Below are 15,098 nucleotides of genomic sequence, written 5' to 3' on the forward strand. Positions count from 1 at the left end.
ATTATGACTTTGCCTATGTGCCCGGTACGCTGACTATCACGCGAGCCTTGCTCACCGTGACCGCCAATAATGCAACGCGTGAATATGGTCTCGCCAACCCGGTGTTCACCGGCACGATCAGCGGCCTTCGCGCGGGCGATACCGCGAGCGTCGTCAGCGGCCTTACTTATGGTACGATTGCCAATGCTGCGAGTAACGCTGGCACCTATGCGATCACTGCGTCGGGTGGCAGTGCCGCGAACTATGATTTCAGCTATGTTCCCGGTACGCTGACGATCACGCGCGCGCTGCTCACGGTGACCGCCGACAACGCGACACGCGAATATGGACTCGCCAATCCGACATTCACTGGCAGCATCACGGGCTTCCGTAATGGCGATACCGCGAGCGTCATCTCCGGTCTGACCTATGGCACGGTCGCCACCGCAGCAAGCAACGTCGGAACCTATGCGATCACCGGATCGGGGGCGACGGCGACCAACTACGACTTCGCCTACGTCCCCGGCACGCTGACGATCACCAAGGCGCTGCTCACGGTGTCGGCGGATAACGCCACGCGCGAATACGGGCTGGCGAACCCCGCCTTTACCGGCAGCGTAACGGGCTTCCGCAACGGCGATACCGCCAGCGTGATCAGCGGTCTGGTCTTTGGGTCGGTCGCCACGATCGCGAGCAATGCTGGCAGCTATGCCATTACCGGTTCCGGCGCATCTGCCACCAATTACGACTTTACCTATGCGCCAGGCACGCTGACGATCACCAAGGCGCTCCTGACGGTGACCGCCGACAATGCCTCGCGCGAATATGGCCTGGCCAACCCGGTGTTCACCGGCACCATTAGCGGCTTGCGCAATGGCGATACCGCCAGTGTGATCAGCGGGCTCGTCTATGGCAGCAGCGCGACCAGCGGCTCGTCGGTCGGCAGCTATGCAATTACCGGTTCCGGCGCATCCGCCACCAATTACGACTTTGCCTATGTGCCCGGCACGCTGACGATCACGCGCGCCCTGCTGACGGTGACCGCCGATAATGCCTCGCGCGAATATGGTCTCGCCAACCCGGTGTTCACCGGCACCATCAGCGGCCTGCGCAATGGCGACACCGCCAGCGTCGTGAGCGGCCTCGTCTATGGCACCAATGCGGGTATCAGCTCGAATGTCGGCACCTATGCGATCACCGGATCGGGGGGCAGCGCGGCGAACTATGACTTTGCCTATGTGCCGGGAACGCTCACGATCACCCGGGCGCTGCTTACCGTAACCGCCGATGGCAAGACGCGCGAATATGGTCTTGCCAACCCGGCGCTGACCAGCACGATCAGCGGCTTGCGCAACGGCGATACGGCCAGCGTCGTCAGCGGGCTGGCGCTCGCCACGCCCGCGACCCAGGCCTCGGGCGTGGGCAGCTATGCGATCACGGCTTCGGGTGGCAGCGCGCTCAACTATGACTTTGCCTATGTTCCCGGCACGCTCGTCATCAATCCGGCCACGCTCACCGTTGCCATCGATAACAAGACCAGGACCTATGGCGCGCCCAATCCGGCGCTGACGGCGAGCATCACCGGCTTCCGCAATGGCGATACCGACCAGGGCGTCACCGGGCTCAGATTGACGACCGGAGCGAATGCGCGCAGCAATGTCGGCAGCTATGTGATTACCGGATCGGGCGCGACGGCAGCCAATTACCGGTTCGATTATGTGCCCGGCGCGCTCACCATCACCAAGGCGCTGCTGCAGGTGCGGGTCAACGATGCGCGCCGCGAATACGGCCTTGCGAACCCGACCTTCACCGCCAGCATCAGCGGCTTCCGCAACGGCGAGAATGCCAGCGTGGTCACCGGGCTGACCTTCGGCACAACTGCGACCATCGGGTCGGATGTCGGCCTCTATGCGATCACCGCATCGGGCGGATCGGCCCTCAACTATGATTTCAGCTATATCCCCGGCCGCCTGACCATCGCCCAGGCCCAGTTGCTGATCACAGCCGACAACAAGACCATGACGCAGGGCGGCAGAGAGCCGATACTGACGGTCAGCTATTCGGGGCTGCGCAACGGCGATAGCGCATCGGTGGTGACCGGGCTGGTGCTGCGCGCATCGGGCGGCGCCAATGCGGCACCGGGCCAGTATATCATCAACGCCTCGCGCGGCACCGCGCGCAATTACCAGATCACCTATCGCCCCGGCGTGATGACGGTGCTTCCCGCCGTCGCACCGCCTGCGCAGGATCCGCCGGGCACTGGTGGCGCGCCTACCCCACCCGTGGGCACCGCCCCGCCGGTGATCGTCACCGTTCCACCGGTGACGCTGCCGATTGCCGGTGGAAACGGCACCCCGCCGAGCAGCAGCACCCCGCCGGGCAGTGCAGCAGCCCCGCCTGCTCCGGCCGATCCGACGGCCAGCGTCGCCGTGCCGCCGATCATCGCCATGCCGCCGCAGGGCAGCGTGACTCTGCCGGTCTCGCCCGACAGCACCACGCCATTGCAGCTGCTGCAGGGCCTTTCCGCGCCGCTGCCCATGCTGCTTTCGCCCGAGCTGCGTCCCGCTGGCGAGGACGATCGCAACGGCATGCCGCTGGGCGATGGACAGCCTGGCGGCTGCGAGTATATCAGCCTGTGCAACGGCACGGCGCCCCCCTTGTGGACATGGCAGCCTGCCCAGTGAAGAAAGTGTGATTGCGATGGATTTCGTGTTCCGTTCGGCCGCGCTCGCGTTGGCCGCAGCCCTGGTCTCGGCCCCGCTTGCCGCGCAGACCGCCAAGCCTGCGACCCCGGCTGCACCCGCCGCCACCGCTCCGGCGGCACCCCAGGCGATCACGCCGAAGATGGGGACCAATGGCGCCAAACCCTGGACCGCAGGCTGCAAGGGCACCGGCGAACAGGAAATCTGCGACGCGGTGCAATCGCTGATCGACGAGGCCAACCAGAAGGAAGTGATCCGCGTCGCGATCGCCCGGCAGAAGACCACCGGCAAGACCGGCCTGCTGGTCAAGGTGCCGCTGGGCGTCCGGCTCGATACCGGCGCGCTGATCCAGGTCGATGGCGACCAGACCAAGGCGATCGACAAGATCGTGTTCAGCCGCTGCCTGCCAGAGGGCTGTATCGGCGAGAAGCCGCTGGGCCCGACCGATATCGCCAATTTCAAAAAGGCCAAGAAGCTCGAGCTCGTCTTCCTTGACCTCGAAGGTAAGCCCATCGTGATCAACGTGGTGCCGACCGGTCTCGACGCCGCGCTCACCGGCTTCTGATGCGCACTGCGATCAGATGACCATCCGCCCTTTTCATCTTGCCTTTCCGGTCGATGACCTGACTGCGGCGCGGCACTTTTACAAGGAGGTGCTGGGCTGCGGCGAGGGACGCTCGTCCGATCACTGGATCGATTTCGACCTGTTCGGTCACCAGATCGTCGCGCATCTCGACCCTGAGGCCGGGGCGCGGCGCGCGCATCACAACCCGGTCGACGGGCATGACGTGCCGGTGCCGCATTTCGGCGTGGTGCTGACGATGGACGATTTTCACGCGCTGGCCGACCGGCTCAAGGCGGCGGGGACGCGCTTCGTGATCGAGCCGCATATCCGCTTTGCAGGCCAGGTGGGCGAACAGGCGACGATGTTCTTCCACGATCCGGCGGGCAATGCGCTCGAGTTCAAGGCGTTCGCCGACGACGCGATGCTGTTTGCCAGCTGAGTGTTTTCCGGCGAAAGCCGGAATCCAGATGCGGGATAGAGCAATCTCGCTCCTGGGCTCCGGCTTTCGCCGGAGAACGGGTTACTTGAACGTCAGATCCACCGGCAGGGTCGGTTCGCTGATCACGCGCTCCATCGCCGCCCAGCGCGCCTTGGCATCGGGTCCGGCTGTCTCGACATAGGCCTGCACCATGTCCTGGCCGAGACCATAGTTGATCACATAGCTGCGATAGGTATCGGTAAAGCCGATCGACTGCTTCGCCCGCGCCTCACTCATCAACTGGTATTTCTGGGTCATCGCGATCGCTTGGGCGCGGTCGATCTGGCCGTCGATATACATCTGCGCGATGGTGAAGCGCGCGCCGCGCAGCCCCGAAAGCGCCTTTTGCAGCTGCGCCAGCCGCGCCGCATCGGCGGTGGAGAGGCCTGCGAGCGGGTAGAGTTCGCGCGTCTCGAACGCCAGCTTCTCGTCGCCCGGAAAGGCAAGGTCGATGCCGAAATTGGCCGAGCCTTCGGCGATCAGGCTCTGCGGGCTGTAGAGCGGATAGACGCTGTACTCCACCCAGCCCCGCCCGCGCATCAGCTTCTGCTCGAGCAGATAGTTGAGCGCGTGGTGGCCGGGATAGCCCTCGTGACAGCCCAGATCGACCGCGCGGCTGATGCGGATCGGCAGGTCGGTATTGATCTGGATCAGGCTGGCGAGATTGCCCTGGTAATAGTTATACCCGCTCCACGGCTTGCCGGTGACGAACTCCATGCGGAAGCTTTCGCCCTTGGGCAACGGGATGTGCGCGGCGGTGCGCGCACGGCACTCGGCGATGGCACGATCGAACACCGGTTTTAGCCGGTCAGCGGGAATGACGAAGCGTTCCTGAAAGGCATCGACCCGCTCTGCCAGCGTGCCGAGACCGGGGAGCAGCGTCTCGATCTGCTGCAGCACCGGGTCATAGCTTGCCAGCGGCTGGATGTCCGGCGTCGCACCGAACAGGCCGAGCGATTCCTGGCGGAACGAGAGCTTTTCGCCGCGTAGCATCTTCAGCCGCGTGCGTGCGGCATGGAGCTGGGCGTGCAGGAATTTCGCTCTGCGCTGTACCAGGATCTCGCGGTCCGAAACATCGATCGCCATCAGGCTGGCGTCGAGCGCATCGACTGCCTGGGCCAGCGTGGGCAAGTCGCGGGGATTGGCCTCGGCCTGCTGCTTCCACTCGGCGGGGCCATAATAAGCGTCGATATAGCCGTCCTCGTGCGTGCCGATTTCCAGCGACAGCAGGACATACTGGCGCGCGATGTCGTTGAGTGGGTCGGCGGGCTTGCTGGCCTGGGGCGCCGGCTTGGTCACACAAGCGGCGCAGGCCAGCACCAGGGCCAGCAGGCCGAAACGGGCGAACATCTTCATGCGCGTGCTACTTCCTCGTCCTCGTCGTCTTCCAGGCTTTCGACGTCACCGTCGGCGCCCACTTCTTCTTCCTGTTCGCGCTCTTCCTGTTCGTGCTGCGGGTGCAGGGGGCAGACGCGCAGGATGGTATAGCCCAGCAGCGCGGAAACGACAGAGCCCATGATCACCCCGATCTTCGCCTCGTCGATCAGCAGCGCGTTGCCGGGGAAGGCGAGCGCGCCGATGAACAGGCTCATGGTGAAGCCGATGCCGCACAAGGCCGCGACGGCGTAGATTTGCAGCCAGGTCGCGCCGCGCAGCTTGCTGGCAATGCCCAGCTTCACCGACAGCCAGACGCTGCCGAAAATGCCGATCTGCTTGCCCAGGAACAGGCCCGACGCGATGCCGAGCGGCACTGGCGCGAACGCCTCGCCCAGCCCCACGCCCTCCAGCGAAACGCCGGCATTGGCAAAGCCGAACAGCGGGATGATGAGGAAGCTGCTCCATGGTGAAATGCCGTGTTCCAGCCGGTGGAGCGGGCTGTCATGGGCATCGGGTGCGCCGGGGGTCTTGATGATCGGGATCATGAAGGCCGCGAGCACGCCGGCGATGGTCGCGTGCACTCCCGATTGCAGGATCGCGTACCACAGCACCACGGTGAGCAGCAGATAGGGGATGAGGTTCATCACCCTGAAGCGGTTTAGCGCGTACATTGCTGCCATCACGACTGCGGCTGCGCCCAGCCAGATGGGGGCGAGGCCTTCGGTATAGAACAGCGCGATGATCGCCACTGCGCCCATGTCGTCGACGATCGCGACGGTGACCAGGAACAGCTTGAGCGAGGTCGGCGCACGCTTGCCGAGCAGCGCCAGCACGCCCATGGCAAAGGCGATGTCGGTGGCGGCGGGGATGGCCCAGCCGTTGACGACCGCAGGGTCTCCGCCGGTTTCGACAAGGTAGATGAGCGCGGGCAGGGCCATGCCGGCAATTGCCGCGATCACCGGAAGGCGGCGCTTGTCCCAGGTCGATAGCCGTCCGTCGACGAGCTCGCGTTTGATCTCCAGCCCGACATAGAGGAAGAAGATGACCATGAGACCGTCGTTGATCCACAGATGCGGGGTCATCGGGCCCAGCTTCTTGGTCAATACCGGACCCTGAATGTCGTGCAGCACATGATGGTACAGGTCATAGAGCGGGCTGTTGGCGATGATCATCGCAATCGCTGCGGACAGGATCAGGATGATGCCTCCAGCTGCCTCGCTGTTGAGGAACTTGCGCAGCGCCGATGTCTCGCTGCCGCCCGGTATCCCCTGTGCGCCCATGTCTGCTCCCTTTTTTCGATGCCCAAGCGTACTGGACCGGATATGCTCTGGAAGAACAAACCCCCTTTGCGGGGCCGATCGGTCAGTTGCCGTTGTCCTAACGCGCCAGCGGCGCGATGGCTGCTGACGGCTGGTACGATGATGTGCAAACGTCTATCGGCAAAGGCCGGGCGGGTCCACCCCCGGACAGGTAAGGGTGAACCTCGATGTCTCAATTCACTAGCAGCGCTGGCGGAGCGCAACCGGTCCCTGGCAAGAGCTCCGGCCTGGGCCGCTTTGCCGCGCGTGTGGCCGGGCCGCTGGGCAGCTGGTGGCGGGGCAGCGTGATCCCCGGCATCGAGCATCGTGCGGTGATTGCCAAGGTTGATGACGAGGCCAGCCTGACCCCGCGCTATGCCTTCATGATCCTGATGTCGGCGGGCATTGCGGTGCTGGGGCTGCTGTTGTCCTCGCCTGCGGTGGTGATCGGCGCGATGCTGATCTCGCCGTTGATGGGTCCGATCATCGGATTGGGCTTCGGCATCGCGACCATCGATGGCAACGAGATCCGCCGCACCGCGATGACGCTGGCGGCAGGGATCGTCATGGCCGTGCTGTTCACCGCGCTGGTGGTCTTCTTCTCGCCGATCAAGGACGTCACGTCTGAGATCGCCGCACGCACCCGGCCCAATCTGTTCGACCTGCTGGTCGCGCTGTTCTCGGCGCTCGCCGGGGCCTATGCGATGATCCGGGGGCGAGAGGGCACGATCGTCGGCGTCGCGATCGCGACCGCGCTGATGCCGCCGCTGGCGACGGTGGGCTTCGGCCTCGCTACGCTCAACGCCACGGTGTTCTTCGGCGCGCTGCTGCTCTTCGTCACCAACCTGATGACCATTGCCATCGCGGCTGCGGTGATGGCGCGGCTCTATGGCTTCGGTCCCAAGCTGACCAGCCGCCAGAGCGGGGTGCAGGCGGGCGTGATCATCGCCGTGTTTCTTGGCCTCGCCATTCCGCTGGGCTATTCGCTCAGCCAGATCGCCTGGGAAGCGCGCGCGCAGCGCCAGGCGCGAGACGTGCTTGCCGAACAGTTTCCGCGCCAGGCGAAGATCGACCAGCTCGATATCGATTTCGCAGGCGATCCGCTTACCATTCGCGCGACAGTGCTGACGCCGCAGTTTCGCAGCCGGGCGGCTGCGCTTGGAGAGGCCGGCCTCGCCAAGGCGCTGGGCCGCCCGGTCAAGCTCAGTCTCGACCAGTTCCGCGTCGGCACGGCAGCAGGCGATGCGGAGGCTGCACAGCTGGCATCGGCATCGGCCAGCGCCGCCTCGCTCAAGGAACGCGAGAACGCGGCGCTGGTCGGGCGCGAGCTGGCGTTGCTGGCAGGCGCGTCGCCCGAGGCGGTGCTGGTCGATCGCGACAAGCGCCTTGCGCAGGTGCGCGCGAACCCGCTGCCCGGCGCGACGCTCGCCACCTATCGTGCGCTGGAACAGCGGCTTTCGGCTGCCGAACCGCAGTGGAAGCTGCAGCTTATCCCTCCGCCGCTGCCGCTTCCCGACATCCCGCTCGACGGCGAAGAGCTGGGCGACGAGGGTGAGGCCAATCTTGCACTGGCCATCTGGGCCGCGCGCAGGACGGGCCTGGCGCTCACCGTATCGGGCCGTGCAAATCAATCGCAAATTGTTTTGACGAAACTTTCCGAAGCGGGCATTTCTGTAACAAGCAACGACTCATCGATCTCCAGCGCAGATGTCCGCCTTGCCTGGGCGTTCCAGACGGGAGCTCCATGATGACTGCCAGGGGGCAAGCAATTGGGCGCACAGGATGCAGCCAGTGTTGAAGGCATTGCCACCGCGCTGCTGACAGCATTGTTTTCTGCCGCCGATCTGTTCGCCAACGAGCTGCTGTTATTCGCCGGTATCTGGTTCCTGATTGGAGCGTTCGACGACCTCGCGCTCGATTTCGTCTGGTTGATCAATCTGTTGCGCGACAGCGGCCAGGCGCGCGAGCGCGATCATGCCGATGCCGGGCAGCCCTGGCGCTATGCCGTTTTCGTTCCCGCCTGGGATGAGGCCGAGGTGATCGGCGACATGGTAGCGCACTGCCTGGCGCGCTGGCCGGATGACGATTACAGGCTCTATGTCGGCGTCTATGCCAACGACCCTGCGACCGCCGATGCGGCGCGGCATGGAGCGGCGGGCGATACGCGTCTGCGGCTCGTGACGATGTCCACGACGGGCCCAAGCTCGAAGGCCGATTGCCTCAACCGCATCTGGCAGGCAATGACCGGTGACGAGGCGAGGCAGCGCTGGCGCTTCGATGCAATCGTGCTGCATGATGCCGAGGATGTCGTGCATGCGGCCGAGTTTCAGGTCTATCGCCGCTGGCTGAGCGACCATGATTTCGTCCAGATCCCGGTGCGCCCGCTGATCGATCGCGCGTCCCGCCTGGTCGGCGGGCATTATGCCGATGAATTTGCCGAGGCGCATCTGCGCAAGATGCCGGTGCGCGCGCGCATGGGGGTCGCCATGCCCTGTGCCGGGGTCGGTTGCGCCTTTCGGCGAGCGACATTGCAGCGGCTGGCCGGGGCTTCTGGCGGCAACGCACCCTTTGCCACGGACAGCCTGACCGAGGATTACGAGCTCGGCATCCGGATCCACGAACAGGGCGGTCGCGGCGCCTTCGTTCGGCAGCGGGATGGGGCGGGCGAACTGGTGGCGACGCGCGCCTATTTTCCGGGCGATCTGCGCGCAGCCGTGCGCCAGAAGACGCGCTGGATGATCGGGATCGCGCTTTCCGGCTGGGACCGGACCGGATGGGGCGGATCGATCGCCGAAATCTGGATGCGTGCCCGCGACCGTCGGTCGGCACTGGCGGCATTGGTGATTGTCGCGGGATATCTTGGCCTTTTGCTGTGGCTGGTCGTTGCGATTGCGCAAACGCTGGGCCTTTACCAGCCAGCCCCTCCCGATCCCGCGTCGCGCGTCCTGCTGGTGGCGACCGGTTTCACATTGGTCTGGCGGCTGATCGTGCGCGCGGCCTGTACCGGATGGAATCATGGCGCACGCGAAGCCCTGTGGTCGCTGCCCCGCGCGCTGGTCAGCAATGTCATCGCGGTCATGGCGGCGCGGCGAGCGCTGCTGGCCTATATTGCCAGCCTCAACGGAGCGCCGCTGGCCTGGGACAAGACCCGGCACCGGATCCCGGCGGCGATGGGAGCGCAGCGGGGCGAACCCGCAGCGGTGCGCCCTGCCATGATCGGCGAGGGTCGTGGCTGATCAGGGCCAGGATGCCGGGTCGGGGATCGCGCACCGCCGACGCGGCCAGCCGCTGGTTTTCCTGCTGACCGTGTTATGCGCCTGGTCCGCAGCCCGGGTGATCCATCACTGGCCCGTGATCGATCCGACACCAACCGCATCGGTGCCCGTGCGCATGACGTCGCAGGGCCAAGCAGACGCCGCGCCGCAGTTGCGTGCCAGCGCTCACCAGCGCGCCCTGTCTGCCGACGATCCGCTGCGCGCACTGCACCTCGTTCATGGGGCCGGTGGCGCCAAGCCGCGAGCCGGCAGTGCCGGATCGGTGATCGGGCCGCCGGGTTGGCAAGCGCAGGCCCAGGATGCCGAGCGCGCGTTCCTACCGCTGCGGCCAGCGCCGCCGCGCCCGGCTGACAAGGTGCCGCTGTCGCCGGTGCCGGAGGCATGGCTGCCGCCCGCGCCGAGCGGGGCAGACGGTTCCCGCGCTCATGCCGGGCGCTGGTCGGTCTATGGCTGGTCGCTGGTCCGGCAGGGCAGCTCGGACAGCATATTGGCGCCAGGCGGGCAATATGGCGGCAGCCAGGCCGGGCTGGTGGTGCGCTGGGCGATGGGCGACGCTCCGCATCGCCCGGCGCTCTATGCCCGGGCGACGGGGGCGCTGGCTAGCAGCGACGACCGCACGCTGGCGCTCGGCCTGTCTGTTCGGCCCATGGCGCGGCTGCCTTTCGATCTCGCTGTCGAGCGCCGTATTGCCCTAGTCGAAGGCCAGCGCGACCGCTGGGCGCTTCTGGCGGTCGCCGGGGGAGACAGGGCGGTCGGTCGCAGCGGAGCGCAACTGTCGGTCTATGGCCAGGCCGGACTTGTGGGGCTGGCGCAATCCCACGCATTTTTCGACCTTCAGGCAAGCCTCACCCAGCCCGTCCTCAAACGCGGCGGCACGACACTCGCATTGGGTGGAGGGCTCTGGGCGGGCGGACAGCAGGAGCCTGACGGGCAGGGGGACAAGCCCTGGCTGCATCGGATGGATCTGGGACCGCGCGCCATGCTGACGGTGCCGGTCGAGCGCGGCGCGCTGACCTTCGCGCTCGACTGGCGGCAGCGCATAGACGGCCAGGCGCGCCCGTCATCGGGTGTGGCGCTGACCTTATCCGCGGGTTTTTGAGCCCGACCCTGCCCATTCGGTCGCTTGCCCCTTCTGCTGATGCGCCAAAGCGGCTAGCACTTTCCAACCCATGGATGTCTATCTTCCCATCGCGAATCTTTCGGTCAACGCGCTCGTCATCATCGGGCTCGGCGGGCTTGTGGGCATTTTGTCGGGGATGTTCGGCGTGGGCGGAGGCTTTCTCACCACGCCGCTGCTGATCTTCTACGGCATTCCCCCGACGGTAGCAGCGGCTTCCGCTTCCACCCAGGTCACCGGCTCCAGCGTGTCGGGTGTCATCGCACATAGCCGGCGCAACGGGGTCGATTACCAGATGGGCGGCGTGCTGGTGGTTGGCGGCATTTTCGGGACGCTGGCGGGCGCGGCCCTTTTCCGCGTGCTGCAGCAGCTCGGCCAGATCGATACCGTGATCAACATCGTTTATGTGCTGCTGCTCGGCTCGATCGGCGGGCTGATGGCGCGCGAAAGCCTGGCCAGTGTGCGGGCGATGCGGCGCGGCGAGACGCTGCCGCCCAAGAAGCGGCGCCACCATCCGCTGGTCGCCAACCTGCCGCTGCGCTGGCGCTTCTATCGCTCGGGCCTGTACATCTCGCCGCTTGCGCCACTGATCCTCGGCTTTGTCACCGGCATGCTGACCATCCTGCTGGGCGTCGGCGGGGGCTTCGTGATGGTGCCCGCGATGCTCTATCTGCTCGGCATGGGGGCGCAGGTCGTGGTCGGCACCTCGCTGTTCCAGATCCTGTTCGTGACGCTCGCCTCGACCATGGTGCACAGCCTGACCACCAAGGCGGTCGATATCGTGCTGGCGGTGCTGCTGCTGATCGGCAGCGTTACCGGCGCGCAGATCGGCGCGCGCTTCGCGCAGAAACTGCCGCCCGAATATCTGCGGCTGCTGCTGGCCACCTTGGTCCTGCTGGTCGCGGCGCGGCTCGCGATCGGCCTCGGTTTTCGCCCTGCGGAAATCTATACGGTCGAGCTGCTGAAATGAGGCTGGCGCGGCTGATCGCCGCGTTTTTCGCGGCCTTGCTGCTCGGCGGGGCGAGCGAACCGGTGCTGGTGCCCGAAGTCTCGCAGCGCGATATCCAGATCCAGTACGGCTTTACCGGCGCGGAATTGCTGCTGTTCGGCGCGATCGTCTATCCCGGCGGCACCCCGCCTGCGCGCGACAGCGATATCGTCGTGATCCTCAAAGGTCCGCCGCAGTCGATCATCCTGCGCGAAAAGCAGCAGATTGCCGGCATCTGGCTCAACGCTGCGAGCACCGAATTCCGCTCGGCGCCCGCTTATTATGCCGTCGCCTCCTCGCGCCCGATCGACAAGATCGTCGACAAGCGGACGGCCGCGATCTACGAATTCGGCCTCGACAATCTGCAGCTTTCGCCCGCCGGAACCATCGATCCTGCCGAACAGCGTCGGTTCCTCTCGGGGCTGGTCGATCTCAACCGGCGCGAGGGGCTCTACAAGCAGCAGGAAGGCAGCGTCGAGATTCTGGAAGGCGTACTGTATCAGGCGCGGCTTTCGATCCCTGCCAGCGTGCCGACCGGCATCTATACCGCGGAGACCTTTCTGGTGCGCGACGGCCAGGTGCTTGCAGCGGCGGTGCGCGAGATCGAGGTGCGCAAGTTCGGCTTCGAACTGTTCGTCGCGACGGTCGCCGAATATCAGCCCTTTGCCTATGGCGTCTGCGCGGTGCTGATTTCGTTGCTATTGGGCTGGATTGGCGGCGTGATCTTCCGCAAGATTTGACGGCGCCGACAATGACTTCGGCATAGAGGGAAAATTTACCCTGTGCGCCTATGCCTTGCTGCGAATACGCAAAGCAAAAGGCACAAGGCAGCCCGATGGTCGATCTCAACCCGCGCAGTTTCCAGGGGCGCATGCCCGCCAGCTCTGCCGAGCGTCCGGACATTCCCCTGGTGATCCAGCGCCCGGTCGAACATCTGCGCATCGGCGAGGTCGTGGAAATTGCCGGATCGAGCTCGCAGGTGCTGCTCGACGCAGCACGCTTGCAGGCGCTGGTCGATCACAACGATCCCAGTATATCGATGGCCGGACAGGTGGGGAGCCAGGTCAAGATCCGCATGGGCAATCGCTGGCTGGTCGCCAATGTCCGCACCCAGCGCATGCACCAGCGCGAAGCCGGGCTGATCGTCTGCCAGATCGATTTCCTGGGCGAGGGCGAGGAGGAAAAGCTCACCGGGCGCATCTTCAACTTCCGCCGCGGGGTGACGCGCTATCCGGTTCCCGGCACGCCGCTCTATGCGATGACCAGCGCGGACCTCAAGCAGGTCTATGCCGCCGATGCCCGACCGCATATCGAGATCGGGACCGTCTATCCGACCAGCGACACGCGCGGCGCGCTCTATGTCGACGCGCTGCTGGGCAAGCATTTCGCGCTGCTGGGATCGACCGGTACCGGCAAATCGACCGCCGCCGCGCTGATCCTGCACCGCATCTGCGACATGATGCCCGACGGCCATATCGTGATGATCGACCCGCATGGCGAATATTCGAGCGCCTTCGCGCAGAATGGCGAGCTGTTCGATGTCGGCAATCTCGCCATGCCCTATTGGCTGATGAATTTCGAGGAGCATTGCGAGGTGTTCCTGACCTCGCACGGCGCCGACCGTCAGACTGATGCCGAAATTCTCGCCAAGTGCCTGCTGGCCGCGCGAATGAAGAGCAAGCAGGCGATGGGCAATGCCCGCGTTACCGTGGATACGCCGATCCCGTACATGCTGTCCGACCTGGTGGCGAACATCCAGAACGAGATGGGCAAGCTCGACAAGGCGACATCGAGTGCGCCGTTCCTGCGCATCAAGGGCAAGATCGAGGAGGTCAAGTCCGACCCGCGCTACAGTTTCATGTTTTCCGGCATGCTGGTCGGCGACACGATGTCCGATTTCATCACCAAGATTTTCCGTCTGCCCGCCAATGGCAAGCCGATCTCGGTTATCGACGTGTCGAGCGTGCCGTCGGACATCACCGCAACCGTGGTGGCTGTGCTCAGCCGCATGATCTTCGACTTTGCCATCTGGAGCCGCAAGGAGCGGACCAAGCCGGTGCTGCTGGTGTGCGAAGAGGCGCATCGCTACATCCCGTCTGACCGGGTCAACGAGCACAGCGCGGTGCGCGACGTGCTGAGCCGGATCGCCAAGGAAGGCCGCAAATACGGCGTCTCGCTGGGGCTGATCACGCAGCGCCCGTCCGACCTTTCGGAAGGCGTGCTCTCGCAATGCGGCACGATCATCGCGATGCGGCTCAACAATGATCGCGACCAGGCGCATGTGCGATCAGCCATGCCCGAAGGTGCGCGCGGATTTCTCGACTCGATTCCGGCGCTGCGCAATCGCGAATGCATCATCTGCGGCGAGGGCGTCGCGATCCCGATCCGCGTGGCGTTCGATGATCTTGCCGAAGCGCGCCGTCCGGCCTCGGACGATCCTGCGTTCAGCGCGCTGTGGAAGGAACAGGGCGGCGAGAGCGAGATGGTCGCACGCGTCATTGCCCGCTGGCGCAACAAGGACAATCTGAACGGCGGTCGCTGAGCGATTTACGCGCCACCGCGCCGATCAGGTGCCGCGCGTGTCGCCATAGAGGTGGATGTGCAGCCGGTCGGTGAAGCGCCAGCCGCGATCGAGGCATAACGGCGCCAGCCAGGCGGTCCGTGAACGCAAGGTGGCGCTGTCGGTGCCCTCCGGCATCAGGATGATGCGTTCGGCAGGAATCGCAAACCGCTCCGCCAGTGCCGCGACTTCATCGGCATCGGCAGGATCGGCGATCACGAACTTGAACCAGGCGCGGGGGTCGCTGGCATAAGCGGCGAGCGCATCCTCCTTGCGCCGGGTGCTTTCGGCATTGCCCGAATGACCAAGCTTGGGCGACAGGTTGATCTGGTGGACATGCGGCGCAAAGCCGGCGGTCAGCGCCACGGTGCCGTTGCTCTCGATCTCGATATGATAGGCCGGCCCGAGCATCGCGCAGAGCGCCGCCAATGCCGGCTGCTGGAGCAGCGGCTCGCCGCCGGTGAACACGATATGCGGGCAGTCATATTGCCGGACAGCAGCGGCAACCGCGGCAATGTCCAGCGTTACGCTGTTGGCGCGGCGGTCATAACGCTGCTCGCCGCGATGCGGCCCGGCATGGCCTTCAAAGAACCAGGTATAGGGGGTGTCGCACCAGTGACAGGCGAGATTGCAGCCCGACAGGCGGACGAAGACCGAAGGCCTGCCCATGGAAATCCCTTCGCCCTGCAGCGAATGAAAGATCTCGGGCTCTCCCGGACGGACTGTGGCGAGACGCAATCGAGTCATGCGCGGGCGCCC

Annotated in this window: 12 protein-coding genes; 9 read left to right on the forward strand and 3 right to left on the reverse strand. The window is 65.4% G+C overall.

Annotated features, from left to right (window positions below):
• The 3 genes from AX725_RS21255 to AX725_RS07730 form a co-directional block, all read left to right on the forward strand.
• The coding region (locus tag AX725_RS21255; protein WP_269454093.1) for an MBG domain-containing protein at positions 1-2,663 on the forward strand (2,663 nt) is incomplete at its 5' end.
• A 16-nt stretch (positions 2,664-2,679) separates the two neighbouring features.
• A complete protein-coding gene (locus AX725_RS07725) occupies positions 2,680-3,246 on the forward strand; it encodes an invasion associated locus B family protein (protein ID WP_060979739.1) in 567 nt (188 codons plus the stop codon).
• Between the two features lie 16 nt (positions 3,247-3,262).
• Entirely contained in the window at positions 3,263-3,685 is a 423-nt protein-coding gene (locus AX725_RS07730; protein WP_060979740.1) for a VOC family protein, read from the forward strand.
• Positions 3,686-3,766: 81 nt separating this feature from the next.
• On the opposite strand, the gene AX725_RS07735 is transcribed toward AX725_RS07730, so the two are convergent.
• A complete protein-coding gene (locus tag AX725_RS07735) occupies positions 3,767-5,080 on the reverse strand; it encodes a hypothetical protein (RefSeq protein ID WP_060979741.1) in 1,314 nt (437 codons plus the stop codon).
• A complete protein-coding gene (gene nhaA, locus AX725_RS07740) occupies positions 5,077-6,381 on the reverse strand; it encodes a Na+/H+ antiporter NhaA (protein WP_060979742.1) in 1,305 nt (434 codons plus the stop codon). The genes AX725_RS07735 and nhaA overlap by 4 nt, the downstream gene beginning before the upstream one ends.
• 206 nt (positions 6,382-6,587) lie before the next feature.
• Between nhaA and AX725_RS07745 the strand changes: the two genes are divergently transcribed.
• From AX725_RS07745 to AX725_RS07770, 6 genes are all read left to right on the forward strand, one after another.
• Positions 6,588-8,147 (forward strand): DUF389 domain-containing protein, encoded by a 1,560-nt coding sequence (locus tag AX725_RS07745; RefSeq protein WP_066044270.1) that lies wholly within the window; start codon positions 6,588-6,590, stop codon positions 8,145-8,147.
• A 21-nt stretch (positions 8,148-8,168) separates the two neighbouring features.
• Positions 8,169-9,635 carry a glycosyl transferase family protein gene (locus AX725_RS07750; protein ID WP_208598034.1) on the forward strand — a complete coding sequence of 489 codons (1,467 nt, stop codon included), beginning with the start codon at positions 8,169-8,171 and terminating at the stop codon, positions 9,633-9,635.
• Positions 9,628-10,773 (forward strand): hypothetical protein, encoded by a 1,146-nt coding sequence (locus AX725_RS07755; RefSeq protein WP_060979506.1) that lies wholly within the window; start codon positions 9,628-9,630, stop codon positions 10,771-10,773. The genes AX725_RS07750 and AX725_RS07755 overlap by 8 nt, the downstream gene beginning before the upstream one ends.
• A gap of 70 nt (positions 10,774-10,843) precedes the next feature.
• A complete protein-coding gene (locus AX725_RS07760; RefSeq protein ID WP_060979505.1) occupies positions 10,844-11,761 on the forward strand; it encodes a sulfite exporter TauE/SafE family protein in 918 nt (305 codons plus the stop codon).
• Entirely contained in the window at positions 11,758-12,519 is a 762-nt protein-coding gene (locus tag AX725_RS07765; RefSeq protein WP_060979504.1) for a TIGR02186 family protein, read from the forward strand. The genes AX725_RS07760 and AX725_RS07765 overlap by 4 nt, the downstream gene beginning before the upstream one ends.
• A 131-nt stretch (positions 12,520-12,650) precedes the next feature.
• Positions 12,651-14,321, forward strand: a complete 1,671-nt coding sequence (locus tag AX725_RS07770) for an ATP-binding protein (RefSeq protein WP_060979513.1) — start codon at positions 12,651-12,653, stop codon at positions 14,319-14,321.
• Positions 14,322-14,345: 24 nt separating this feature from the next.
• Here AX725_RS07770 and AX725_RS07775 read toward each other — a convergent pair whose 3' ends face one another.
• Positions 14,346-15,086 (reverse strand): 7-carboxy-7-deazaguanine synthase QueE, encoded by a 741-nt coding sequence (locus AX725_RS07775; RefSeq protein WP_060979503.1) that lies wholly within the window; start codon positions 15,084-15,086, stop codon positions 14,346-14,348.
• Positions 15,087-15,098 lie beyond the last annotated feature (12 nt).

The organism is Blastomonas sp. CCH9-A1 (genome assembly GCF_001557175.1).
In the GTDB taxonomy this organism is placed as follows: domain Bacteria; phylum Pseudomonadota; class Alphaproteobacteria; order Sphingomonadales; family Sphingomonadaceae; genus Blastomonas; species Blastomonas delafieldii_A.